The organism is Melghirimyces algeriensis (assembly GCF_900182565.1).
Classification (GTDB): domain Bacteria; phylum Bacillota; class Bacilli; order Thermoactinomycetales; family DSM-45169; genus Melghirimyces; species Melghirimyces algeriensis.
This window is the reverse complement of the sequence record NZ_FXTI01000009.1, coordinates 60,628-83,500: the sequence shown is the minus strand read 5'-3', so window position 1 is coordinate 83,500 and position 22,873 is coordinate 60,628. Positions and strand designations below refer to the sequence as shown.

At 43.3% G+C, this 22,873-nt stretch carries 26 protein-coding genes; 8 read left to right on the top strand and 18 right to left on the bottom strand.

The window, feature by feature from the left end; translation table 11 throughout:
• Positions 1 to 3: 3 nt before the first annotated feature.
• From FN782_RS12970 to FN782_RS12950, 5 genes are all read left to right on the top strand, one after another.
• The gene (locus tag FN782_RS12970; protein WP_142506233.1) at positions 4 to 903 is read left to right on the top strand and encodes an ABC transporter permease; all 900 of its coding nucleotides are present in this window, start codon (positions 4 to 6) and stop codon (positions 901 to 903) included.
• Positions 904 to 971: 68 nt separating this feature from the next.
• Complete coding sequence (locus tag FN782_RS12965) at positions 972 to 1,913, top strand: MBL fold metallo-hydrolase (RefSeq protein ID WP_142506232.1); 942 nt, start codon at positions 972 to 974, stop codon at positions 1,911 to 1,913.
• Positions 1,914 to 2,181: 268 nt separating this feature from the next.
• Positions 2,182 to 2,412, top strand: a complete 231-nt coding sequence (locus FN782_RS12960; RefSeq protein WP_142506231.1) for a glutaredoxin family protein — start codon at positions 2,182 to 2,184, stop codon at positions 2,410 to 2,412.
• Positions 2,413 to 2,722: 310 nt separating this feature from the next.
• Complete coding sequence (locus FN782_RS12955; RefSeq protein WP_142506230.1) at positions 2,723 to 4,237, top strand: sodium-dependent transporter; 1,515 nt, start codon at positions 2,723 to 2,725, stop codon at positions 4,235 to 4,237.
• 1 nt (position 4,238) lies between these two features.
• Positions 4,239 to 4,349, top strand: a complete 111-nt coding sequence (locus tag FN782_RS12950) for a MetS family NSS transporter small subunit (RefSeq protein ID WP_142506229.1) — start codon at positions 4,239 to 4,241, stop codon at positions 4,347 to 4,349.
• A 28-nt stretch (positions 4,350 to 4,377) separates the two neighbouring features.
• On the opposite strand, the gene FN782_RS12945 is transcribed toward FN782_RS12950, so the two are convergent.
• Entirely contained in the window at positions 4,378 to 5,388 is a 1,011-nt protein-coding gene (locus FN782_RS12945; protein WP_142506228.1) for a M23 family metallopeptidase, read from the bottom strand.
• A 248-nt stretch (positions 5,389 to 5,636) separates the two neighbouring features.
• Here FN782_RS12945 and lipA point away from each other — a divergent pair, with 248 nt between their 5' ends.
• Positions 5,637 to 6,530: a lipoyl synthase gene (lipA, locus tag FN782_RS12940; RefSeq protein ID WP_142506227.1), complete on the top strand. Its 894-nt coding sequence runs from the start codon at positions 5,637 to 5,639 to the stop codon at positions 6,528 to 6,530.
• 42 nt (positions 6,531 to 6,572) lie between these two features.
• Here lipA and FN782_RS12935 read toward each other — a convergent pair whose 3' ends face one another.
• Positions 6,573 to 7,214 (bottom strand): YhcN/YlaJ family sporulation lipoprotein, encoded by a 642-nt coding sequence (locus FN782_RS12935; protein ID WP_142506226.1) that lies wholly within the window; start codon positions 7,212 to 7,214, stop codon positions 6,573 to 6,575.
• A gap of 140 nt (positions 7,215 to 7,354) precedes the next feature.
• Between FN782_RS12935 and FN782_RS12930 the strand changes: the two genes are divergently transcribed.
• A complete protein-coding gene (locus FN782_RS12930) occupies positions 7,355 to 7,690 on the top strand; it encodes a YutD family protein (RefSeq protein ID WP_142506225.1) in 336 nt (111 codons plus the stop codon).
• A gap of 29 nt (positions 7,691 to 7,719) precedes the next feature.
• Here FN782_RS12930 and FN782_RS12925 read toward each other — a convergent pair whose 3' ends face one another.
• From FN782_RS12925 to FN782_RS12850, 16 genes are all read right to left on the bottom strand, one after another.
• Positions 7,720 to 7,992 (bottom strand): hypothetical protein, encoded by a 273-nt coding sequence (locus tag FN782_RS12925; protein WP_142506224.1) that lies wholly within the window; start codon positions 7,990 to 7,992, stop codon positions 7,720 to 7,722.
• 51 nt (positions 7,993 to 8,043) lie between these two features.
• Positions 8,044 to 8,316 (bottom strand): DUF3055 domain-containing protein, encoded by a 273-nt coding sequence (locus FN782_RS12920; RefSeq protein ID WP_142506223.1) that lies wholly within the window; start codon positions 8,314 to 8,316, stop codon positions 8,044 to 8,046.
• Positions 8,317 to 8,401: 85 nt separating this feature from the next.
• A complete protein-coding gene (locus FN782_RS12915; RefSeq protein ID WP_142506222.1) occupies positions 8,402 to 9,052 on the bottom strand; it encodes a MerR family transcriptional regulator in 651 nt (216 codons plus the stop codon).
• Between the two features lie 155 nt (positions 9,053 to 9,207).
• The gene (locus FN782_RS12910; protein WP_142506221.1) at positions 9,208 to 9,558 is read right to left on the bottom strand and encodes a winged helix-turn-helix transcriptional regulator; all 351 of its coding nucleotides are present in this window, start codon (positions 9,556 to 9,558) and stop codon (positions 9,208 to 9,210) included.
• Positions 9,559 to 9,773: 215 nt separating this feature from the next.
• Positions 9,774 to 10,973, bottom strand: a complete 1,200-nt coding sequence (locus FN782_RS12905) for a hypothetical protein (RefSeq protein WP_185956287.1) — start codon at positions 10,971 to 10,973, stop codon at positions 9,774 to 9,776.
• Positions 10,970 to 11,707, bottom strand: coding sequence for an OmpA family protein (locus FN782_RS12900; protein WP_185956286.1), 738 nt, complete (start codon positions 11,705 to 11,707; stop codon positions 10,970 to 10,972). The genes FN782_RS12905 and FN782_RS12900 overlap by 4 nt, the downstream gene beginning before the upstream one ends.
• A gap of 10 nt (positions 11,708 to 11,717) precedes the next feature.
• Positions 11,718 to 13,223: a hypothetical protein gene (locus FN782_RS12895; protein ID WP_142506218.1), complete on the bottom strand. Its 1,506-nt coding sequence runs from the start codon at positions 13,221 to 13,223 to the stop codon at positions 11,718 to 11,720.
• Positions 13,224 to 13,799: 576 nt separating this feature from the next.
• Positions 13,800 to 14,348, bottom strand: coding sequence for a carbonic anhydrase (locus FN782_RS12890; protein ID WP_142506217.1), 549 nt, complete (start codon positions 14,346 to 14,348; stop codon positions 13,800 to 13,802).
• A gap of 18 nt (positions 14,349 to 14,366) precedes the next feature.
• A complete protein-coding gene (locus FN782_RS12885; protein ID WP_246064949.1) occupies positions 14,367 to 16,034 on the bottom strand; it encodes a SulP family inorganic anion transporter in 1,668 nt (555 codons plus the stop codon).
• Positions 16,035 to 16,382: 348 nt separating this feature from the next.
• A complete protein-coding gene (locus FN782_RS12880) occupies positions 16,383 to 17,522 on the bottom strand; it encodes an MBL fold metallo-hydrolase (RefSeq protein WP_142506216.1) in 1,140 nt (379 codons plus the stop codon).
• Positions 17,523 to 17,544: 22 nt separating this feature from the next.
• A complete protein-coding gene (locus FN782_RS12875) occupies positions 17,545 to 17,943 on the bottom strand; it encodes a DsrE/DsrF/DrsH-like family protein (RefSeq protein ID WP_142506215.1) in 399 nt (132 codons plus the stop codon).
• 11 nt (positions 17,944 to 17,954) lie between these two features.
• Positions 17,955 to 18,527 carry a sulfurtransferase TusA family protein gene (locus FN782_RS12870; protein WP_142506214.1) on the bottom strand — a complete coding sequence of 191 codons (573 nt, stop codon included), beginning with the start codon at positions 18,525 to 18,527 and terminating at the stop codon, positions 17,955 to 17,957.
• Positions 18,528 to 18,587: 60 nt separating this feature from the next.
• A complete protein-coding gene (gene cdaS / locus FN782_RS12865; protein ID WP_142506213.1) occupies positions 18,588 to 19,211 on the bottom strand; it encodes a sporulation-specific diadenylate cyclase CdaS in 624 nt (207 codons plus the stop codon).
• 106 nt (positions 19,212 to 19,317) lie between these two features.
• Complete coding sequence (locus tag FN782_RS12860; protein WP_142506212.1) at positions 19,318 to 19,545, bottom strand: sulfurtransferase TusA family protein; 228 nt, start codon at positions 19,543 to 19,545, stop codon at positions 19,318 to 19,320.
• A gap of 32 nt (positions 19,546 to 19,577) precedes the next feature.
• The gene (locus FN782_RS12855) at positions 19,578 to 20,720 is read right to left on the bottom strand and encodes an MBL fold metallo-hydrolase (RefSeq protein ID WP_142506211.1); all 1,143 of its coding nucleotides are present in this window, start codon (positions 20,718 to 20,720) and stop codon (positions 19,578 to 19,580) included.
• 36 nt (positions 20,721 to 20,756) lie between these two features.
• A complete protein-coding gene (locus FN782_RS12850) occupies positions 20,757 to 21,326 on the bottom strand; it encodes a sulfurtransferase TusA family protein (RefSeq protein ID WP_142506210.1) in 570 nt (189 codons plus the stop codon).
• A 191-nt stretch (positions 21,327 to 21,517) separates the two neighbouring features.
• Between FN782_RS12850 and FN782_RS12845 the strand changes: the two genes are divergently transcribed.
• Entirely contained in the window at positions 21,518 to 22,864 is a 1,347-nt protein-coding gene (locus FN782_RS12845) for a glycosyl hydrolase family 18 protein (protein WP_185956285.1), read from the top strand.
• Positions 22,865 to 22,873 lie beyond the last annotated feature (9 nt).

Below are 22,873 nucleotides of genomic sequence, written 5' to 3'. Positions count from 1 at the left end.
CCCATGAATGAACCCGTCCTGACAGAGCGACATTCTGTGACAGAGCTGAACCAAGAGAAGGTGGAATCTCCTTTTCGTGAAACCATGCGGGCTTTGTTACATCATCGTTCCGCAATGATCGGCGGAGGAATTATTTTATTCCTCATTCTGATTGCATTCATCGCCCCATTGCTTCTTCCTTTTGGATACAATCAGATTGATGCGGATGCCAGGTTACAGCCTCCGTCAGCTGAACACTGGTTTGGAACGGATGACTTTGGTCGAGATATCTTTGCCCGTGTGGTATACGGAGCCCGTATTTCCCTTTGGGTTGGATTTTTTGCCATTACCGGGTCGATTGTGATCGGTTCGGTTCTTGGATTAATCGCTGGTTATTATGGTGGGTGGCGTGATACGCTTATTTCCCGGAGCTTTGATATCCTCTTGGCATTCCCGGCTATTCTTCTGGCTATTGCGATTGTGGCAATGTTGGGACCCAGTTTGGAGAATGCGATGTATGCCATAGCCATCATTAACATCCCCACGTTTGGTCGTTTGATGCGTTCACGGGTTTTGGCTGTGAAGCAAGAGGATTTTGTATTGGCGGCACAAGCGATCGGCATGAAAGATACCCGGATTTTGTTTCACCATATTTTGCCAAATTCATGGACTCCGATTATGGTTCAGGGTACACTGGGATTTGCTACGGCGGTATTGGAAGCGGCTGCCCTTGGCTTTATCGGTATGGGGGCTCAACCGCCGGACCCGGAATGGGGAAAAATGCTGTCGGATTCCAGAGGTTTTTTTCAGTCGGCTCCATGGACGATGATCTTTCCCGGTCTTGCCATTATGTTGACCGTTCTCGGCTTTAATCTCCTGGGGGATGGCCTTCGGGATGTTTTGGACCCTAGGATGAAACAATAAACCATTGTTTTCGATTCTGAGATGAATCCGTTATGATGAAAGAAGCATCAGGGAGGAGGGCGGAGAACATGATGTCGTCTCACTTGTATGACTGGGGAAATCACATCCGGATGATTGATGGATATGATTTGAAACTGCCGGAGAGAACAGGGATATATGTGCTGGAAGCAGAAGAGTTGACACTGGTGGAGACCGGTCCCAGCATCTCCATTCCCTATCTATTGAAGGGATTGGAAGATTTGGGACATCGACCGGAAGATGTGCGAAATATCATTGTTACCCATATCCATCTGGATCATGCGGGGGGTGTGGGATTACTTCTGGAAAAATGTCCAAACGCGCAGGTGGTTGTGCACCCCAGGGGGGCACGCCATCTAGCCGATCCATCGCGGTTGATTCGGGGAGCCCGAATGGTGTATGGGGATCAATTTGATTCTCTTTTTGATCCGGTTCTTCCGGTTCCTGAAGATCGCATACGGATCAAAAAGGATGAAGAAACGCTAGCGATTGGTCCGGAACGGACATTGACATTTTTGGATTCTCCTGGACATGCGGCTCACCATTTCAGTATTTATGATCCAATCAGTCGTGGATTGTTTACAGGAGATACCGCTGGGGTAAATTACATTCGGTCAAAGGTGTTTGGATTCCCTTTTTATCTTCCTTCCACTTCACCCAATCAGTTTGATCCGGAAGCGATGAAAGCTTCCATCTCCCGTTTTCAAAAATGGGATGTTGAGCGGATTTTCTTTGGACATTTTGGTATGTCAGATAAGCCCGGTGTTGTATATGATCAAGTGACAAAAGAATTGGATACCTTTATGGAAATGGGTGAGCAGGCAATAAAGGCAGGAGAAGGAGCGAAAGGAATAGAGATCAGACTGAAAGAGCATTATCAGCAATTCCTATTGAACAAAGGGGTTCCTGAGAATGACGTTTTGTTCCAACTCCTTTTCATAGACTTAACGGTTTGTGCCAAGGGAATCGAGCATTATCTGGGCAAAAAGTGATCCTTATCGCTTGACTGGAGTTTAATAGGGATTCTTGGCGAGTTTCATCGTTGTATCGTTTACTCAATGGAGTCTGTAAGGACCGAACCGTGTTAGTGCCCACTAGGGCTGGGTTCGGTCCGAAGCAGACAAAATTCCCCGCACGATGTGGCAAATGGACAGTTACAAAGAATGGACCTGAAACGGTAATGAATGCAATTCCTGGATAGATGATCATGCAGTCGATTAGAATGTAATTGCAACTTTTTGAGATAGAGGAGGAGAAAAAATGAACGTGGTTGTCTACTCTAAACCCCACTGTTTGGAATGTAATTTGGTCAAACGATTTCTTCGTGATCATGGGGTGGAATTTGAAGTGAGAGATTGTGGGTCCAATCCGCAGTACTTGGAAGAAGTGAAGGAAATGGGCTTTTTGGGAGTTCCTGTGACGGTTGTGAACGGAGAAGCGATTCAGGGTCTGCAACCGGAGAAACTTAATGAATATCTCCATAAAACGTAAGAGGTTTGCCCGTCACGAACGGGCAACTTTGAATAATATGGGTATAAAACCATTTATTTTTATAAGAAAAGAATGGACAATTAAATGGAATTGAGTTAAAATTCAATGATATAATTACAGTAAAGGGGGAAAGCAATAGAGTGTGTCTGTTATCCTATTAATTTTCTGACTTTTGTTATCCTACAAATAACGATGTGTTTGGATGGAACTTATTTTTATTTATTTTGCATCAAATAGTAAGAGAAGAGGATTTATTCAGAAAAAATCGAATATAGTAGAGGTAAGGATTTAAGTATCAGGGGGGAACGAAATGGCACAGATAAGAGATCAATGGACCAGTCGAGCCGGATTTATACTGGCTGCTGTCGGTTCAGCAATCGGTTTGGGCAACATTTGGCGTTATCCCTATACCGTTTACGAACATGGTGGCGGGGCTTTTTTGATTCCTTATTTTGTTGCATTGCTGACGGCAGGAATTCCTCTTCTATTGTTAGAGTATGCGATGGGACACAAAAACCGAGGGTCTGCTCCACTTGCTTATCATAAACTGTCGAAAAAATGGGAATGGCTTGGATGGTGGCAAGCCGTCGTTGCCTTTTTGATTTCAAGTTATTATGTGATTATTCTGGCTTGGGCGATGAGCTATACTTGGTATTCGGTTGGTACTCAGTGGGGGCAGGATACGGAAAAGTTTTTCCTGGATCAATACCTGGGTGTCGCGCAAACGAATGGGTTTTGGGACTTTGGTGGATTGCAGCTAAGCGTTGTGATTCCATTGGTTATCATTTGGGCCTTTATTTATTTTGTTATGCGTCAACAGGCGCACAAAGGGATTGAGCGGCTAACGCGAATTGTGATGCCTGTTTTATTGGTGCTGATGGTGATTATCACCTTGAGAGGAGTAACACTTGAGGGGGCGACAACGGGATTGAATGCCCTTTTAACTCCCGATTTCGGTGCATTGATGGACCCCAATGTCTGGGTGGCTGCTTACGGACAGGTTTTCTTCTCTCTTAGTGTTGGCTTTGCAACCATGATTACCTATGCCAGTTATCTGAAGAAAACAGATGACCTCGCCAACAGCGGATTGATCTGTGCCTTGGCAAACTCGGGGTTTGAATTTATGGCGGCCTTGGGAGTTTTTGGGGCGCTTGGCTTTCTTGCTGTTCAATCAGGTGTCGACGTGCAGGAGGTTGTGGGTGGCGGAATCGGATTGGCATTTATTGTATTCCCCAAAATTATCAGTCAACTTCCTTGGCTGAATTCTCTGTTTGGAGTGATATTTTTCGGTACTCTCGTCATTGCCGGATTAACCTCCATTGTCTCTTTGGTGGAACCGGTTGTCTCCGCTGTTCGGGATAAACTGGGATTGGCCCGAACCACAGCTGTCAACTGGATCTGTGGAATCTCCTTTTTAATCAGTATTCTTTATGCGACAAAAGGTGGGATTAACTATCTGGATCTGGTAGACCACTTTGTCAATACGTATGGTCTTCTGTTCGGTACGATTCTGATGACCCTTGTTACGGCATGGTTCACTCGAAAAGTTGGAGATTTGCAAAATCATATCAATGAAGTCTCTGATGTTCACATCGGAAACTGGTGGATCTTCTGTGTCAAATATATGACACCAGTGATGTTGATCATTATTACAGGCGTTCATATCTGGGAAGAGTGGCTGGCTCCTTATGGAGGATTCCCGCAATCCGCTATTTGGGGAATGGGATGGGGAGCTCTGCTCGCTGCATTGATTACGGGAATTATTTTCCAACGAATTGAGTGGAAAACCATTGATCAATCGCTTCGGGATAAGGAGGGTGCTTAATATGACGGCTGGTGCCTGGGCAATGTTTCTCGTCGGTGCGATCACCCTTTGGGGAGGATTTGCTTACTTCTTATTGATTGCTTACAAAGCTGAAAAAAAAGGAAAAGCATAAAAATAAAAGGTCCCAAATCTGGGGCCTTTTATTTTTTACGTTTTTTGTTTTTGTTTAATTTGTATTCGGCTCGTTCCCAAGCTTTTAAATAGGGGTACGGGTCAAAAGAATACGTTGTTCGTCCATTAAATTTGTAGATTCCATAATGAAGGTGTGGAGGAAATTTTCCTGATGTACCGGGGGGGCCATATCCAGACGAGCCAACATAGCCGATCACCTGACCGGGCTCTACGATATCCCCTTTTTTGATTTTCTTGTTGTAGCGGCTTAGATGTGCATAGTAGTGGTAGTTGTTTTTTAAGTCACGAATACCGATCCTCCATCCTCCATAACGGTTCCATCCTTTTAACTCCACATATCCGTAAGTGGTACTTCTTACTGGAGTACCATAGTCCGCAAAGATGTCCGTACCTTCATGAATACGGAGTCCCCCCCATCCTCGCCGATCTCCCCACGTATTGTGATAAGTATAGTTGTACTGAAGTGGCATGATAAACCGATTCTTATTTAATTGTGTCGTTCCGAAATGAGCGTAGATATCTGCAAAGTGCGTAATGAGATCTACGGCTGTGGAATGCTGATAAAACTCCCACAAGCCAATGCGCAGATCATCACGGGTTAATCCGTGACGGGAAAGATACTGGGTAATTGTATAAAGTACATCAAGCGGTTCCTGCATATCCGCTTTGCCATCTCTGTTCCCATCCAGGCCGATTCCTCCAAAAAATTGGATGGATTCAGGAACCGTATCATAAGGGTCAGGGTTGGGTACTCCACTCCAGATTTTTGGTGGAAGGGATATGGCTACCAGGCCATCTTTTTTTTCAAGATCCTTGCGAACCTGTTGGATATTCCGTTCATATTGATCCATTGCGGCTATAAAATACCAGGGGACTCCGGTAAGTGCTTCCACCTTTTCAAAAAGAGCCTGTCTTTTCGCTTCAAATTGGTTGTCTGAGCTGGCATATAATTCAGTAACAGGACAAATATGCCCCAAAAGGGTTATCACCAGTAAAAGAGAGAGAACTTTTTTTCCCATTTTCTCAACACCACTTTGGTTCTTTGCTGTTACTAGTGTGCAACATGATGGAAAAAGTCATTTTAGAAAATAATGACAAGAAAAACCGGGAAGATTTTCCGGGTAATCCGATCTCTTTTTTCTTACTTTATCGCAAGAAGCTTTTGCTTTTGTGTTAAACTATCGGTGAGAGTTGTTTCAATTGGTTTGCTAAGAGAATAAGGTTTTCTATACCTTTTACTATTTATTACATAGGGGGAGGGTGCGGTTTGGCATACGAATACAAGCGCAAGCCGGAATGGCTTAAAACCAAATTGACAGTCAATGAAAACTTTCGTGAAATCAAGCGGATGATGCGGGGCAAAACACTTCACACGGTATGTGAAGAAGCCAAATGTCCAAACATTCATGAGTGCTGGGCGGTTCATCGAACAGCTACCTTCATGATTTTAGGGGATATCTGCACCCGTGCCTGCCGTTTTTGTGCGGTGAAAACCGGTCTGCCAACGGAGTTGGACTGGCAGGAGCCACAACGGGTGGCTGAGGCGGTGGAACAGATGATGTTAAAACATACGGTAGTGACATCTGTTGCCCGTGATGATTTAAAAGATGGTGGTGCCGCTATTTTCGCAGAGACGATCAAAGCGATTCGAAAGCGGAACCCTTTAACGAGCGTGGAGGTTTTGATTCCCGATTTTCAAGGGAATCCGGAAGCCCTAAAAACCGTAATGGATGCCCGGCCGGATATTTTAAATCATAATCTGGAGACTGTTCGTCGGCGTTCTGATCGTGTCCGGTCAAAAGCGAAATATGAACGGTCTCTGGAACTTCTGAAGCGTGCAAAAGAGTTCCAACCGGAAATCCCCACCAAATCCAGTTTGATGATTGGGGTTGGAGAAGAATGGGGTGAAATCCTGGAAACCATGGACGACCTTCGTCAAGTGGATTGTAATATTATGACGATTGGCCAGTATCTTCAGCCAACCAAAAAACATTTGAAACTGGAAAAATACTATACACCGGAGGAGTTTGCTCAACTCAAGGAAGAAGGACTGAAAAGAGGATTCGATCATGTGGAATCAGGTCCTTTGGTCCGAAGTTCCTACCATGCCCATGAACAAGTGGAGGCTGCGACGAAATCGTTACGAGCCAAAGCCCAATAATGAAAAAACAGCCCCCGATCATCGGAGGCTGTTTTCGTAAAATCAGTCGTTTTGATTGGTGACCGTTCCGGGAGAAGGGTTGTTGGGAATATGCTTTTTCATGGGGTATCCTTTATTCATTTGATCCGTCAGGTCTTCCATTTCTTCTTTGTTCATACGGATGTTTTGTTGTGATCCTCCCACCCGACGTCCAATCCGAAGCAACTTTTTTCGGGTGTTTTCATCGTTTGTCACATAAATTTGGTAATATCGTGGAGTCAGACTCCAAGCGGTTCGTCGAACTTCATAAAGGGTATCATCCAAGATTTTTTTGTTATGATTCTTTACTCCAATAAAAACCTTGTCATCGGTTACCAAGACGGTAGCGTCATCTACTGAGGGGAGTTTTGTGGATAAAAATGATATTTGCCGGGCGAGGGCTGTTCGGTTAATGTAAACATCAGGTCCAGGAACGGCACCACCATCGGTAGCATTATACAGTTCATTTCCTTTCTGATGGCTGAACCCAATGGTGTTGTAGCGATCTCCACGAGGCCTTCGCCCGTTGTTGGTTAAATAATCATATGCCCCTCCCTGGGGGTCCGGATATAGGGATTCATCGTAACCATCATTGGGTCTTTCAGCAGGTGCGCATGCTGAAAGGGCCAAACACAAGGCTAGAATGGGAAAAAGCAATCGCTTCATGTCGTCACCTCCTGGTCCTTAGGTTACCCATGAAATCCTTTGTTTGCTTCTGGGAAAAGAAGGATTCCCAATCTTTGTTGCGAATTGATTAAGGAAAGATGAGGGATATTGAAAAAGAGGGGTGTATTGAGGGGTTTTCAATGGAAACGTATGAAATACAGGGAAAAACGTATAAAGTGCTGATCAACCATAAAAATGGATGGAATCCCAAGGCATTCAGTAAGCGATACAGTGAGGTTCTGGATAAGTATGATTACATTGTGGGTGATTGGGGATATGGACAATTACGTTTGAAAGGATTTTTCTCCGATCGCCATCCTCGTGCCACTCGCGAAACTCGAATTGCACATGTGGAAGAATACATTCATGAGTTTTGTAATTTTGGTTGCGCTTACTTTGTGCTTGAACGTCTGAAACCGAGTACGGCTTCTCATTCACGAAACGGAAAGCATAAACAACGTCGCCAGCAAGGATAAAAGCCAACACCGTCGGTGTTGGCTTTTCATTATTGGTTTACTTCCTCATCTCGATCTGGATCATCATGAGTGGGATGGCTTCCGGGGACTTGTCGGGGAATGCCTTCATGAAATTCCCGCATTTCGTAAGTGAAACGCGGGGAGGCATGCTGGGATGCCCGCCAAGGGGATTCTTTACCTAATACGTCTTCATTGGTGGTGGCACCATAGGGACCTTCCGGAAATTCTTCCGGGACGAGTTCATTTCGCTGGGATTCCACAGATTTTAAATCGTTGTAGGAAGTATTTCGGCGTCGAATCACATTGAATCACCTCTAGCCGGTAGGATATCCCGTGAGGTGAGTATTTAAACGTTAGAACAGGGAGAAGAGAAACTGTTTGAGTTCCTCTGCCTCATCCGCATTTAAATGATATACTTCTTCCAAATACCCCGGTTCTTCTAAATCATCCGGACCGATAATGGCAAATCGGCTGGATTGAATGTTAAAAACCAGCAACTTGCCGTAAAATCGGTCCGTAATGGTAATTCCGAGGTCGAAACGACTGTTTTCCCCAATGAAACTGACAAATCGCGTACGCGTCTCTTCTGTTTCATCGTAGAGAAAAATCGGACTCTCTTGGGACATGGGAATAACTCCTTTTTAACAGGGTTCCCTATCATTATACAGAATTCTGTTTGTTTTCCCACTGCCCTTGTGAGGTTTATTCTGTTTAAAAGATTCCTAAAAATCGGGTTCGCTTCTGTCTTCTGGGAGTAAGTGGTTGCGTTTGGGATGTAGCGGATGCCAGACGGTGAGAGAACGTAGCGTTTCTCAGCTCCGCCTTCAGTTGATCCTGTTTTTTTCCGATATCCTCCATCATGTGCTGAACAGTAGCCACAGGCAACATGTTTTGTTGAGTGGCGATCAGTCTGTTTTCCATTTCCTCCACCATATCAAACATGGTAAAAACATGATCTTCCAGCTGGTCCAGTCGTGTAAATACAGCCTCCATCATTTCCCCGATCTCATCAATGCTTCCAACCAAGCGATATACGGGATATTCATTCATATGGGGAACACTTAGATTTTCATGATTCGTTTCCTTGGTGTCTGTTTCATCGATGGGCCGTTCCATTTCCCATTTCCCCTCTTTAATCAGATCCTGACGGATTTGACGCATGGATTTGTTGGTTTCCTGTAGACGTTGCTGAATATCTGAAAGCTTTTGGAAGCCATCAGAGGTTAACATATAGTGTCCACGGTCATTCACTTGAGGGGAAATATATTCTTCAAAAACGTCAATCCATTTTCGGATTGTACGTGCATGAACGTGGAGGCGTTCGGCGGCCTCCCGCGTGGAAATGCGCGCCTCTTCCGACATAGAATTACCTCCCGAATATACATTTTTAAAAGTATTTTTCGGGGATCTTTTGCGGAATCCTCCCTGAGCGACAAAGGGTGCCACTCAATGACAAACAAAGTGTCAGGTTGACAATACACGTAAAAAACCGACCAGACAGAGTGATATCAAAGAATTTAAGATTCGTTCTTTTCCCTGATTCCTAATATATCCCATTTATTTCCCCAGTCTTTCATTGCATCAAAAACAGGACGAAGTTCCTGACCTTTTTCTGTTAGTGAGTACTCTACATGAGGTGGAATTTCGGAATAAATTTTCCGCGATATAATCCCTTCCTTCTCCAATTCTTTTAATCGCATCGAAAGGGTTCTGGGACTAATACCTTTCAAAGATCTTTGCAATTCACCAAATCGCTTTGGCCCATAAAAAAGGTCTCGAAGAATAATGAACGTCCATTTTCCGCCAATTACACTTACTACTTTTTCAATCGGACACTTTTGTTCGTTGTGTTCTTGGGAGTCAGTCATTTTATGTCCCTCCAACGCTTTTTATAAATATAGTTCCTATATAAAAAGATTGTACTTGCAGATAAATAGCACTTTTAATAATTATAGTTTTATCTGGACTTTGAGTAAAGAATCTCTGAAATGTATGAGAAAAGCTTGTTACACTCATTAGTTCCATGGAACCGCTAACAATCGAGGTTCCTTTGCTAATGGATGCAACAAGCCAATCAGACCACCTAAAAATTTCCCTCCAAATACCTTTCCACAACCTCACTCATCCTTTTCTTCCAACTTCCCTGATGCGAAATCCGATTAATAAAAACAGGAATCCCATTTTGATAACGGGTTTGCACTTTCAAATAACCTTCTTTTTGAGTTTTTTCATATGGGGGACGCACTACTTTCTGAAATCCTTCTGGATGGTAGAAATAAGCGGCATTCCCTGTGCCTGCAAACTCTACCACGACGAATTCAGGAAAGAATAAGAATAGGACAGATTGCATTTTATGTAGCTCATAAATACTGACTTTATCCAAGTATTTTTCCCAGAATCGGAAGCGATGGGAGTTGTGGTCTTGGGCGAAGAATTTTTTAAGCTGGCTTTTCATATAGTACTGCTTTACTTTCTCTAATGATTGTTTATCTAGGAAACCCCAGTTCTCCTCCTTTTGTTGTGGATCTCCAAACCGATCCCGAAAGAACGTCATCAGTTCTTCGGCATAGAAGGTGTCGGCATTTCTGGATTGGACATATGCCACAACGTATGGTGTTAGTTGCTCCTTGGAGAGACGCTTCATCTGTTGGATGATCCAACGCTCTTTTATACGCTTGATCCAACGATCGTTTGATAAACCAAGGTGGATCATAGTATAGAGGAGCCTCTGCTCTAAAAGGGATTTAGGTTGAATGCGCCATGTTCGCAAAGTTTTACGTATGGATTGTCTTGAATCTACTAATTGTTGAGCCAGAGATTGGATGGGATCGATGTCGCTCATCGCTTGGGATAAGATACTCCACTGTTTTGATTCATAATCATCGAAACGAAGCCTGGGTTCTTGTACTTGAAAGGCATATCGCAAAAGAGCGAAAATCTCTGGATGTTCTTGATCATGTTGGTAATGCATCCAGACATGTCGTCCAATTTTAGGTGTATAACGTTTCATAAGAATGTGGGTGATCTTTCGAACCAGTACAGGCTCGTTACGATTTGCAAAGGGATATGGTTTAATGATGAGATCCAATTCCTCGATGCTTAATTGTTTAGAGAGTTGATCCAACTGAGAATAAGGTGTTCTACGGATTTTTTCCAAGAGAGAGGAAAATGGATCCGATTGGGAGTTAAGGTTATGTTTAAATAACGTTTGCAGCTCTTTACCTTGTTGGTTCAGTTTTTTTGGAAAAAAGACGAATGGAAAACGGTTTAAATCTGTTCTCATGGTTTTTCCCCTAGCAATTTATTCACGTAATTAGCCAGCTCATCATCTTTTAGACGAAATTTGAAGACGACTCGACGGGATTTCTCAGCATCAATGGATTTTGTCCCCTTGATATAGATTGGATCACTGTAAGAGCGCCCATTGGCAGTAAGAACTTTTTGTAAATCATCTTTTTGAGGGAAGTTTGGAAACTCCTTGCTATAAATTGTTCGGACGACAGAGGAAGCGCGGTCTTGCGATAGATCCAGGTTATATTGATAACTTCCTGTTGGATCTGTATGTCCTTCGATGATGATGGCACTCACGTGATTCTTAAATGGACCAGAAAGAAGTACATCGATATAGGTCGGAAAGAAGTCTTCTAACCTTTTCTTTCCGGCATCTGAAATGTTACTACTGTCTTTTTCAAAGAAAATGCTTCCACCAAAGGTGATATCACCCGTTTTTTCATCCAGATTGATGTGTAAGTCATTTTTGCGAAAGGTAGTGATTAACTCCTTGATTATCTTGTTTTTTACTCTGTTTTCCTCTTCGACTTGTCTCTGGGCAGTCTCTTTTTCTTGTGCTCGATTGTTAAATCCGATTGCGGTGTTACTGTTGACGATTACAGCTATGACGATAGAAAACATGAAACAGAGTAACAGAAAAGCTAAGAGTGTTGCATAGGAAATCCATGTTTTGTGTCCGTTGCCATGGTTGTTATGCAATCTACGTTGACGGCGTTTACGAATCATAAAGTACCTCCTAACTCCGTGATTTCTGAGAAAGTACTGTTTGATGTTGTACTTCCTGGATTGCTTGGAGAATACTTTCGTTAGCATCTGAGATCGATTTGCTTAGTTTGCCATTGATCTCGCCTACCTGATGATTGAGCTGTTCGACTTGAATAGGGAGCTCTTGAAACAGTGTTTCTAAGGTACCTACACCACTGGCAAGTGTACGAATCGCATTTGTGAGTGCAGTGTCAAACTGGGTGAACGTTTGTTCTAAACCCGAATGCATGTGCTGTACAAAACGATCTGTGGATTCGCTTAGTTGTTCATTTACATCTTTGATCATACAATGGGTGTCTGACCAGTGCTCTTTTAATTGAGCAGCACGATCATCCATTTGTTGAAGTTGCTTGATTAGTTGTTGTTCAATCTGTTGACGTTCAGCAGTGATTTTCGACAATAGATCGGCGAATATCATTTGTAATTCCCTTTGTTCATTCGTTGTTTCATTCAGTTTAGTAATATTCGGTTGAAGAGCAGCTTGATATTTAGAGAGATGTTTGGCATTTTGTTGAATCTCGGTTGCAAGAACCGTTGTTTTTTCTACCATCTTCGTTTGATGGGTTACGGAATTTTGAAGGGATTTCACGAGTTCGGCCATATCGCTATGTATTTTTTCTTGCCATTCCACCGATTGGTGGAGTGTTTTTCCAAGTTGCTGCATCGGTTCTTCTAGGGACTCGACAAGTTGATGCGCCATTTTTTCCATAACAGCTGTTTGGTTCTCCGTATTCCGGGTGAGAGTTTCTTTCATCATGGATTGAGTCGCTTGAAGATGGGATGTGAATGTCTCATTCATTTGTTGAAAACCATCTGCCAGAAATGTCTTGAAGTCTTCTAACTGCGACTTCAAAGTTGGTTCTTCACTTGGAAAAGCTCGTTGTAACACATTGAGAAACTTGTCATATTGTTGAAGTAAAAAGGGATAATAGGTACGATCATTGCTTATTTGCCAATATAGAGATAAGCCGATTGCAGTGATGGAGCCTACAAATGCAAATCCAATTCCATTCATTAGATAAGGCATTTGGTTAAAATCAACATATAGACCAGGTATGGATAGAGTAAGTCCTAAAAATGTGCTTAGGATTCCAATGCCAAGAAAAATCCCTGGTACCCATTCTATTACTTTGCGATTTCCAAGCTCTTGGGTAAACCCATACTCATCGAAGTGATCTTCAATCGATGGAATCATGGAACTTCCAGCTGTTTGGTTTCTATGGAACGCTTGATTAAAACGTTCCCAGGATTGTTTGATCCAAATGCAAACTTCTGTTTGTTTTTGCAGCTCCTTATGAAACAAATCAATAGTTTTTGAATCATTTGTCTTACATAATTGTTCGATCAGGGACACTTGATGACGAACCTGTTTCATGAGACTTTTTCGTTTTACTACGAAAAAAATGTGTAATCCAGTTAATGCAGTTACTAGAATGAAGAATTTGTATTTAATGAGCAAAATTATAAATTCCTGCATATCCTACCCTCCAAAAAGTATTTAATAATATATTTATTAAGGACAATATATAGTGCTTAAGTTTTATGTAATAACCATTATACATATACTCCAAAAGTATGAAAACAATTATAAGTAACCTCTTTTGTAAGATAAGGATGGCATCAGTAAAATGCTTAAGAACTTTAGATGTCCTAAAAAGAATGTGTCTTTAGAAATAACGAAACATAATCAAATAAAAAAACACACAATCAGCGACTCCAGTTGTGCTGAAAGCGATGTTTTAAAAATGATCACGTTTATTTACTTAAAAGAAGAGATGGACAGAATAACGGGAAGAAGGGCTCATATCTGTATTTGCTAACAATCTTAACGGAAGAGCAAATGACGAAATCATCAATGAACACCATTCACAATAAAAAATATTAACCATGAATCGACTCAGGAATGATAACAAGATACGTAATCTAGGGTTTCAAACAAAATATTCAATGACAGATGCAGTAGAAGCGGCGGTCAACAATTTAATGAGATGACAATCCAAAAAAATCCCCCCTTTCATTGAGAAAAAGGGAGGTATTTATTCATAAGACATATTTATAATTTTTCCAATTCCCCGGATTCGAGGTGAAACAGGTAACCGATAATATCCACTCCTGCTCCATATTGTAGATAAACGGGGTGTTTTTTTAGTTGCTCCATCTGTTTGAGTACATTGATTCGGGACAATGCTTCAGGGGTTAGATCGGGATTTTCTTTTGGATTCGGCAAGTGTTTGCGGATTTCTCCCACCCAGCCTTGCAGTTCCGGGTCTTCTATACCCTTCCACGCAGCGGCAATCCCACCACAACCGGTATGACCGTTAATAACAATCTGTTTTACTTTCAGATGCTTCAATGCATAAGTCAGACTCGCGGTAAAACTGGTGTCTTCTTCACTTGCCTGGTTGGCGATGTTGCGATGGACAAATAAGGAGCCCAAGGGCATTTTGGTAATGACAGAGGGATCAACACGTGAATCGCAACATGCCAATAGAAAGGTGTGGGGCTGTTGCCCCTCTTTTAGTTGGTTAAAAAAATCTGGATTCTGATCACGGGTTTGTTGAATAAACTGACGATTTCCTTTTACCAGATCATCGTTGTTCACAGTGGTTTCCCTTCTTTCTCAATGGAGGATTTCCAAAGCTTGTTTTACCGTTGGGTAGGCGATATTCTTTCCGAATTTTTCCTTCCAACCCGCTCTTTCTGCCAAATCCCGAACGGGACCTTTCATGGCCGCGATTCGGAAGTCAATACCTGCCTGCTTGTAATTATCCATAAGTTCCTGCAAAATGTCCAACGCAACAGCATCTATATCATTAACCCCCGAAAAATCCAGGATCACTTGTTTGGTGTCCGGTTTTTCCTCCAGTTTTTTGCGTATGATCTCTTCCAAAAACGACATGTTGGCAAAATACATTGATGCGTCAACGCGAAGGATGAGGGTTTGGGGAAAGGTCTGGGCTTCAGGAAATCGTTGAATGTTTCGGTAGATGTTTTGCTCTTCGACATATCCCAATTCCGCTGTATGGGGTTTTGCGCTTCGCAGAATAAAGAGAAGAAGCGAAAGTGCAACCCCGAACAGAATCCCTTTTTCAATCCCCAGCGTCAGTGTGGCGAAAAAGGTGGTCAACAGTGTCCATCCATCTGTAGATTTTACGCGAAACAGATGGATCGCCTCTTGTATATCGATCAATCCGAAAACAGCAACCATGACAATGGCGGCGAGGACAGCTTTAGGAAGGTAGTAAAAAAGCGGAGTGAAAAACAACAGGGTGACTATAATAATTGCAACGGTGATGATGGAGGCGAGTCCAGTTCTGGCTCCCGCCTGGTAATTGACAGCCGACCGGGAGAAACCACCTGTGACCGGATAAGAAGAGAAAAAGGATCCGACAATATTGGCCAATCCAAGAGCATTTAATTCCTGGTTAGAATTGATTTTATACTTTTCCCTGGAGGCAATCGCTTTAGCAACAGCGATCGATTCCATAAAACCGACAAAAGAAATCGTCAAAGCGATGGGCAGTAATGTTCCAATTGATTCCATACTAAATCCAGGCAAGGAAAAGCTAGGCACCCCACTGGGGATTTCCCCCACGATTTTTACACCGGACTGGTTTAAACCAAAGAAGTAGACAGTGAAGGTTGCGAGCGCAACGACTAGCAGAGGACCTGGGAACCGTGGCAGGATTCGTTTGAAAACCAACAAGAGAATCATACTGAGCAATCCGATGATAAAGGTAATCGGATGGGTTTTAGACATTTTTTGTATCGCATCCCACAAAAGGAGAAAAACATTTTGACCTTTCTCCAGATCCACACCCAACAGGTGCTTTAGCTGACTCAATCCGATAATGATTGCAGCTGCCGATGTAAAGCCGCTAATCACAGCGTGGGAGAGAAAATTGACCAAGGAACCTAATCGGAACAGGCCCATGGCCAGTTGAATGACACCTACCATTAACGATAACAAAAGCGTGTAGGAAATGAACGCTTGTGAACCCGGTTCAGCCAAGGTGGATACCCCTGTGAACACCAATAGAGAGACCATAGCCACCGGTCCTACAGCTAATTGTCGGGAAGAACCGAACAATGCATAAATCAGAAGAGGAATGGTGGATGAATAAAGGCCGATCACTGGTGGTAATCCAGCGAGCATCGCATAAGCCATACTCTGGGGAATCAACATGACAGCAACGATGAGCCCAGCTGAAATGTCACCACTTAAATCCTTTTTGTTATATGTGGATAACCAATCAAATGCAGGAATGATGTTTTTTAGTATGGACATTTTCGTTTCTCCTTTTCGCCTTAATCCGGTTCATATACATATACCCCTATATGTATATGATACAATGTTTTTTCGATCATGGCAACGATAAAAGAGGAGGGAAACCTCCCTGAGGTTCATGACAAAGTGATGAAGGGTAGATCCGTTTCCTCTCTTTCCTCCAGCAAAAAGAAGTGGGCTGTACCCTTACCTGTTCCAAACAGCGAACCAAATATCCGCTAAACGGTTAGGGGGGCCTTCAGTGGTTCCGCTGAGTCGTCGGAAAAGGATGTTCCACCAGAAATTTTTGTCATAAGTCTCAAAGGGGAACCCTCCCTTTTTATCATTATCTTTGCAAAGGAGAAGAAATTAACCGTGGTGATGTACGGCACAACGATTGGGGCCGATTTCCAGCTCCGTGGCTTCCGCTTCATCTACCTGTTTTTCTCCACGGTTAATGGCTACGATGGTTTCAAAGTTGGGAGGTGTTTCTGTGGCAGCAGCACTCGACACGATTTCGGTGAACGCTTTCTGTTCCTTCGTCTGCATCGCTTGATTACTGCTCCGGATTTCTCCTAATTGCGCACCTACAATACCATGTTCGTTAATCTCACTGATATCTGCATAATGAGCAGGAAGGACTAGCACATCATCCGGCAGATTTTTTATCTGGTTAAATACGGTTTTATACAACATTTCTGCCCATTCCTGGGCTTTACCACCTAGATCTGGACGACCTAAGCCGCCGACAAAGATGGTATCTCCGGATAAAAGGAATTTTTTGTTAATCAAGAAGGAGACACTTCCAGGGGTATGGCCGGGAGTTTGCAGGGCCAATACTTCTACTTCTACATCTCCAAAAGATATATGGTTGGTTTTTTCTAGCGGTTTATACGAGAAGGGAGGATTTCCTTGTAAGTCGCTAGTATTGATATAGTATATGGCTCCCGTTTTTTCTGAAAGAGCCGGTCCGCCGGAAATATGATCTGCATGAACGTGGGAGTCAAGAATATGGGTAATCTGAACGTTTTCCCGTTGAGCCATCTCCAAATAAACATCGATATGGCGGCCTGGGTCAACCACCGTTCCCTCGCCATTGGAGGCAATCAGATAGGAGAGGCATCCTTTGGCGGGGCGAATCACCTGGAACAGTTTCATTCGGTTTCCTTTGAATACCAGAGTGTCGTCATACACTTGGCTCCAGGCTTTCATTCCGCCTTCCAGAGACTTTACCTTGTATCCTTTGTTTTGCAAGATTTCCGCTACATATTGGGAGGAGCCTCCCTTGGCACATACCGTGATCACTTCAGTATTTTCGGCGAGGCGATCATCCGCTGCATTTTCATCATCCAGAAACTCAAAGTATGGAATATTTACGGATTCCACATTGCCGCCTTCTATTTTCCAATCCGTGTAATCCTCCTCATTGCGAACATCTAGGATGAGGATTGAATCTCCATCCTTGATCCGTTGTCTGAGCTCTTCTGCGGTAATCAAAGGTATTGACATGTTGTTCATCCATCCCCCTTGTTCAAAATGTGACGGTTGTGTCCGCATCATAGGCAAAGTCAAGGAAAGTAACGGCTCCACCTACCTCCACACCTTCTACCAGTTCTTCTTTTGCGATATTCATGACATCCATTGTCATCTGGCATCCAATCAGTTTAACATTGGAATCCTGTGCGATCTGCAGGAGTTCTGGGATGCTTGGAACATTGGCCTTTTTAAATCCTTCCACAAAGTGTTCTCTGCCAGGACCCATGGACAACGCCTTATGTCCTTCCTTGTGAATTATGTTTAAGCCTTCAAAGGTAAAAAAGACAGCTGCTTCAGCTTCGGTAGCCGCTGCTGCTGTGGCAATATTTAATACTTTGTAAGCATGGTCTAATCCGCCGTTACTGGCAATGATGGCAATCCGTCGGGTGGACATGGCTATTCCTCCTAGTCTTTTTCCATCTCTTTGTTCCATTCTTTCATTCCAGGAACTACATTTTTCACTTTGGAAAATCCTTTTTCATTTAATAACTGACAAGCAGCATCACTTCTTGTTCCTGTTTGGCAAATCACATAGTACTCCTTGGTGGGATTCAGCTCAGAGATTCTTTCCTCCAGTTCTCCAAGAGGGATGGACTTGGCTCCGGGAATGTGACCAAAGGTATATTCCATTGGTTCCCGGACATCAACAATCTCCACATCGGGGTCATTTCGTTTCTGTTCCATTTCCTCCAGGTTGGCTACATGGGGATATGTTTTTTCATGTTTTTCCTTTCCCTCTGCTGCCTTTCTCAAAAAATGACGAATCACGTCCCCGTCCTCTTTGGAACCAAGGTAATGATGTCCCGTCCGTTGTGCCCAGCTCTTCAAGTCGGCTAGCGATCCTTTGTCGGTAGCTTCCACTTGCAAAATCTGTCCCGGTTTCAACGCTTCTACCGCTTTCTTTGTCTGAATGACTGGCATTGGACAGGAGAGTCCTTTACAGTCCAGCGTTTTATCCACCTGATAGGATGTAGTCATAACATCCTCCTTTTTTTCATGAAGTTCATTTTGCTCATAACACGGGTTTAACGATTATGTTTAAACCGCTATCTCACTGATGTTTAAGGGAAACAGTTCTCCTTCCATAGCGAAGGAAGCATGACCTGTCTCTTCTGAGACAATCATCACCAAGGCATCGGTATTTTCTGTTAGACCGAGTGCAGCTCGGTGACGCGTTCCTAGTTTCCAGTCATCTATAAACTGGCGGGATAAAGGTAACAAATTGGCTGCTGAAAGAATGATATTCCCTTTTACAATGACAGCTCCATCATGTAAAGGACTTCCGGGATAAAAGATGGATTCCAACAACGAACTGGTTAAAGTGGCTCCAATGGGTGTTCCTGATTGGATTAAGTGATCAATAGGGTCGTTTCGGTGAACGACAATCAATGCGCCGTGCTTTTTTTGTGACATTCTTCGTATGCTGCTGCTTAACTCCTGATATTTATCTGTATAAGGAGAGAGATAGCATTGTAGATAAAAGGATGCCGCCATCGACTCCACTTGTGACAAGGTCTTGTGGATTTCTGCAATTTCCTGCAGTAAACAGTTTCGTTCCTCCTCCAAACCTTGCACAACTCGATAAATTTCGCTATGCAAGCTTTTAAGGTTGTCCTTGACCATTTTCTTCATGGGAGAAAAATCACAATCCGTTTGTTGCATCCCTTTCACCCCCCGAATAATTTTTAGCATTACCTGAATTTCAGAATGGATTCATTCCATAAAAAAAGAGAAAGGGAGTGATCCCCTTCTCTTTTGTTTGTTTCAATCAGCCTTTCCTTACATAAAACGTGTAGACGCCATCTTCTTCTTTGTGCTCCAGCAGTTCATGTTTGGTTTGTTTTACCCAACTTTGAAAATCTTTGACAGACCCTGGATCAGTGGTGATCAGTTCCATGATTTCACCGGTATTTAGGGAGTCAATCGATTTCTTGGCTCGAACGATCGGCATGGGACAGGACAATCCTTTGGCATCAACAGTCATATCCGCTTTCATTTTTAAAACCTCCTCAATTGTTAAGTAGTTAATTAACCATGGTGATGAACGGCACAACGGTTTGGACCGATTTCCAGTTCAGTAGCCTCTTCCTCTCCTGTTACTTTTTCCCCACGGTTGATCGCAATAATCGCTTCATAGTTCGGGGGAGTTTTTGTAGAGGCGGCGCTGGCCACCATTTCTGTAAAGGTTTCTTTTTCCTGAGTCTGCATCGCCTGGTTATTTTGACGAATGGTACCCAGCTGGGCGGTGATTAGTCCTTTTTCGTTCATCTCACTTTTGTCTGCATAGTGTGCCGGGAGGACCAAGACATCGTCCGCCAGTTGATTTAATTGATGAAAAACGGTGTCGTAGAGCATCTCTGCCCATTCCTGTGCTTTTCCTCCCAGATCGGGACGACCCAGCCCGCCAACAAAAATTGTATCCCCGGACAGGAGAAATTGTTTGTTGATAAAGAAGGAAACACTGCCAGGTGTGTGTCCGGGCGTTTGTAGTGCAAGTACCTCTACTTCAACATCTCCAAAATGAATGAATGGATGTTCTTCCAAAGCTTTGTACTCAAAAGGAGGTGTTCCTTGGAGATCGCTGGTGGTGATAAAATAGTCGGCCCCGTGTTGTTTGGCCAGAGCAGGACCACCGGAAATATGATCGGCATGTACATGAGAATCCAAAATGTTAGTAATCCGAGCGTGTTCCCGCTCAGCCAATTGCGTATAAAAATTAGTGTGGCGTCCGGGATCAACCACTGCGGCTTCACCATTGGAGACAATCAGGTAGGAGAGGCATCCCTTGGCAAGGCGGTTAATTTGGAACAGTTTCAATTTTTCATCTTGATATACCAATGTGTCACTGTACACTTGACTCCAGTCTTTCATTCCACCTTTGAGAGAAGCGACGTTGTAGCCTTTACCATCGAGAACTTCCCCCACATACTGAGAGGAACCTCCTTTGGCACAGACAGTCACGATCGGTGTGTTTTTGTCTGGAAGCTGATCGTCTGCCACATCTTCATCATCCAAAAATTCAAAGTAGGGGATATTGAGAGATTGAACAGTATTTCCTTCAATTTTCCAATCCTGATAGTCACTTTCATTGCGAACATCCAGAATAAACAGGGGCTCACCATTTTGAATTCTGTCGCGGAGCTCTTCCGCGGTCACTGTCTTTACGGCCATGTTGAAACCTCCTTAAAAGTCAGGATGAGGAGACATTTAGCTGTTGTCTGTAGGACCATCCCAGTCTTTCATTCCCGGAATCACATTTTTAACGTTTTGAAATCCCTTTTCCATCAAGATTTGGCAGGCTGTATCACTTCGGTTTCCTGATCGACAGATTACCCACGTTTCCTTGCCAGAGTCCAGCTCTTCTACCCGGCTTTCCAATTCACCCAGCGGAATGGAAACAGCTCCAGGAATGTGGCTGAAGTGATACTCCATCGGTTCGCGAACATCGATCAACTGGATGGAAGGATCTTCATAACGGATTTTTACTTTATCCAACTTGATCACCTCAGGGTGCTTCTTCTCTTGTTTTTCTTCCCCTTCTACAGCTTTGCGGATGTAATGGTGAAGCACCTCCCCTTCTTCCTTGGAGCCTAAGTACTGATGTCCAGTTCGCTCCGCCCAGCTCTGCATGTCAGCCAGAGAACCCTTGTCAGTGGCTTCTACATGGAGAACGTCACCAGGATTCATCCCTTCTATGGCTTTCCGGGTTCGCACAATTGGCATCGGACAGGAAAGCCCTTTACAGTCCAATGTTTGATTGGCTTGGTAATGAGACACCGTATTCACTCCTTCTGGTTTCAGATTGTTTCTGTTGTTGATAGGGCATATACCTATACAGGTATATTCTTTACAGTATTATACCCCTATGGGTATATTACGTCAATGTACCTTTGGATTTTTTTTATCAATGCATCATTTTTAAACCAGTTTGTCACATTAATGACATAAGGAAAGGAGGAATGATCATCATGTATTGGTTTCGTCTGTTTTTTGTTGTGTTACCGATCCTTTCGGGATTGTTCGTTTCCTTACCAGTGGCTAAGGCAGTTGAATCAAACGATTATATTATTGAAACGGTTCGTAGCGGGGATACACTAAGCTCCATTGCCAAGCGGTATGGAACGAGCTGGAAACAAGTAAAACAACTTAATGGTCAACCCCCATCCCAGTTGGTTCCCGGACAATCGGTGATTGTTCCCGGACATCGCCTTCTGGTTCGTTCCGGGGATACTGCTTGGGAGATTGCTCTTCGTCATGGTTTGCAACTCAGCCAATTGAAAAAGGTTAATCCACATCAGAATCTTACATCGCTTCAAACGGGAACATTTCTTAACATTCCTCAACCTCTGAGACGAAAGATCGATACGGGACTATTTTTCGACCCTTCAGGAAGCTCTTCCAAAGACCGCCAAACGATGAGCAAATACCGGGGATTAATTTCGAATGTCGGTCTGTTCCATGTTCCTGTAAATCCCAACGGAAGCTTAAACGTTCGCTCATTTGGCACCACCACCCATCTGATCCGGAAACAGGGTTATCAGCTCTATCCTGTTGTGACGAACCTGACGAAAAAAGGATTTGATTCAGAACGAATGCACCAAATCCTCTCTCAATCTTCCAAACGTGACGTTTTGGTGGATAGTATATGGCACTTTCTAAAAGCGAACCAGTTTCAGGGAGTTATGTTGGACATTGAAGGTCTGAAACCGAAGGATCGATGGTATTTTAATCGTTTCCTTCGCCAATTAAATGTGAAACTCCACCCTTCTGGAATGAAGATCGCAATATCCATTCCACCTAAACTCGGACATCAGGTTCCCGATTATTCAATGGCATATGATTATCCAATTATTGGGAAAAATGCAGATCAAGTTTTTATCATGGCTTACGACTGGCACCTTCCCAAGTATACGGGTCCAGGTCCCATCGCGCCCTACGCACAGGTCAAGGCGACAATGAAATATGCTTCTTCTGTTATACCAACGAAAAAGCTGTATTTGGGTATCCCTATGTATGCGTATGAGTGGGAATCAAAAACAACGCATGGGAAGGCATATTCACAGGCAGACGCTCTTAAGAAAGGGATTGATCATGGAAGTGTTATACACTTTGATTTGAAATCTCGCAGCCCCTGGTTTCAATATCAAGAAAATGGGCAAACGTACACGGTATGGTTTGAAGATGCACGCAGTTTGTCATCTAAATTTCAGTTGGTTCGATCTATGAACTGGGCGGGAATGGGCGGTTGGAAAATGAATTTATCTTTCCCTCAAGGGGAGAGACTTTTACGAAGGCAGTTTACAATTGAAAAATAAAAAAAGAGC

What these genes read in the sequence shown, in the direction of transcription:
- FN782_RS12970 (WP_142506233.1), top strand. Translation starts at nt 4, where the DNA reads ATGAATGAACCCGTCCTGACAGAGCGACATTCTGTGACAGAGCTGAAC.
- FN782_RS12965 (WP_142506232.1), top strand. Translation starts at nt 972, where the DNA reads ATGATGTCGTCTCACTTGTATGACTGGGGAAATCACATCCGGATGATT.
- FN782_RS12960 (WP_142506231.1), top strand. Translation starts at nt 2,182, where the DNA reads ATGAACGTGGTTGTCTACTCTAAACCCCACTGTTTGGAATGTAATTTG.
- FN782_RS12955 (WP_142506230.1), top strand. Translation starts at nt 2,723, where the DNA reads ATGGCACAGATAAGAGATCAATGGACCAGTCGAGCCGGATTTATACTG.
- FN782_RS12950 (WP_142506229.1), top strand. Translation starts at nt 4,239, where the DNA reads ATGACGGCTGGTGCCTGGGCAATGTTTCTCGTCGGTGCGATCACCCTT.
- FN782_RS12945 (WP_142506228.1), bottom strand. Translation starts at nt 5,388, where the DNA reads ATGGGAAAAAAAGTTCTCTCTCTTTTACTGGTGATAACCCTTTTGGGG.
- FN782_RS12935 (WP_142506226.1), bottom strand. Translation starts at nt 7,214, where the DNA reads ATGAAGCGATTGCTTTTTCCCATTCTAGCCTTGTGTTTGGCCCTTTCA.
- FN782_RS12930 (WP_142506225.1), top strand. Translation starts at nt 7,355, where the DNA reads ATGGAAACGTATGAAATACAGGGAAAAACGTATAAAGTGCTGATCAAC.
- FN782_RS12920 (WP_142506223.1), bottom strand. Translation starts at nt 8,316, where the DNA reads ATGTCCCAAGAGAGTCCGATTTTTCTCTACGATGAAACAGAAGAGACG.
- FN782_RS12915 (WP_142506222.1), bottom strand. Translation starts at nt 9,052, where the DNA reads ATGTCGGAAGAGGCGCGCATTTCCACGCGGGAGGCCGCCGAACGCCTC.
- FN782_RS12910 (WP_142506221.1), bottom strand. Translation starts at nt 9,558, where the DNA reads ATGACTGACTCCCAAGAACACAACGAACAAAAGTGTCCGATTGAAAAA.
- FN782_RS12905 (WP_185956287.1), bottom strand. Translation starts at nt 10,973, where the DNA reads ATGAGAACAGATTTAAACCGTTTTCCATTCGTCTTTTTTCCAAAAAAA.
- FN782_RS12900 (WP_185956286.1), bottom strand. Translation starts at nt 11,707, where the DNA reads ATGATTCGTAAACGCCGTCAACGTAGATTGCATAACAACCATGGCAAC.
- FN782_RS12895 (WP_142506218.1), bottom strand. Translation starts at nt 13,223, where the DNA reads ATGCAGGAATTTATAATTTTGCTCATTAAATACAAATTCTTCATTCTA.
- FN782_RS12885 (WP_246064949.1), bottom strand. Translation starts at nt 16,034, where the DNA reads ATGTCCATACTAAAAAACATCATTCCTGCATTTGATTGGTTATCCACA.
- FN782_RS12880 (WP_142506216.1), bottom strand. Translation starts at nt 17,522, where the DNA reads ATGTCAATACCTTTGATTACCGCAGAAGAGCTCAGACAACGGATCAAG.
- FN782_RS12875 (WP_142506215.1), bottom strand. Translation starts at nt 17,943, where the DNA reads ATGTCCACCCGACGGATTGCCATCATTGCCAGTAACGGCGGATTAGAC.
- FN782_RS12870 (WP_142506214.1), bottom strand. Translation starts at nt 18,527, where the DNA reads ATGACTACATCCTATCAGGTGGATAAAACGCTGGACTGTAAAGGACTC.
- cdaS (WP_142506213.1), bottom strand. Translation starts at nt 19,211, where the DNA reads ATGCAACAAACGGATTGTGATTTTTCTCCCATGAAGAAAATGGTCAAG.
- FN782_RS12860 (WP_142506212.1), bottom strand. Translation starts at nt 19,545, where the DNA reads ATGAAAGCGGATATGACTGTTGATGCCAAAGGATTGTCCTGTCCCATG.
- FN782_RS12855 (WP_142506211.1), bottom strand. Translation starts at nt 20,720, where the DNA reads ATGGCCGTAAAGACAGTGACCGCGGAAGAGCTCCGCGACAGAATTCAA.
- FN782_RS12845 (WP_185956285.1), top strand. Translation starts at nt 21,518, where the DNA reads ATGTATTGGTTTCGTCTGTTTTTTGTTGTGTTACCGATCCTTTCGGGA.